Source organism: Mycobacterium sp. E3298 (assembly GCF_001666895.1).
Taxonomy (GTDB): domain Bacteria; phylum Actinomycetota; class Actinomycetes; order Mycobacteriales; family Mycobacteriaceae; genus Mycobacterium.
Map to the genome: position 1 here is coordinate 1 of NZ_LZJB01000177.1, position 509 is coordinate 509.

1 protein-coding gene is annotated in these 509 nt (G+C 67.6%); it reads right to left on the bottom strand.

Annotation, left to right across the window (positions count from 1 at the left end; translation table 11 throughout):
- Positions 1-351 (bottom strand): PPE domain-containing protein (locus tag A9X05_RS08510; RefSeq protein ID WP_156736560.1); only part of this gene is annotated, 351 nt, incomplete at its 3' end.
- Positions 352-509: the final 158 nt, after the last annotated feature.

The window sequence follows — 509 nt, forward strand, 5'->3', positions numbered from 1 at the left end:
CAACGCCCGGTTGGCCGCGATCACCGGCGGTGGCACCACCGCGGCGAACGCCGCCTCATAAGCCGCCGCCGCCGCGGCGGCCTGCACCGCGGCCTGCTCGGCCTGCGCCGCCGTGCTGGCCAGCCACTCCGCATACGGGGTGGCCGCGGCCGCCATCGCCGCCGAGGCCGTGCCCGCCCACTCCTCACTGGCCAGCTGAGTCACCACATTCTGATAACTCAACGCAGCCGACTGCAGCTCCGCGGCGATCGCATTCCACGCCGACGCCGCCGTCATCAACGACCCCGACCCCGGACCGGCATAAATCCGCGCCGAATTAACCTCCGGCGGAAGCGCCCCAAAATCAAACACGAATTACTCCTTAACCTTGGCCGCTTGGCTCGGGTATTGACTGACGATAAATCGGTGACGGCGGCGTCGGCGTGGAATGCGATCGCCGCGGAGCTGCAGTCGGCTGCGTTGAGTTATCAGAATGTGGTGACTCAGCTGGCCAGTGAGGAGTGGGCGGG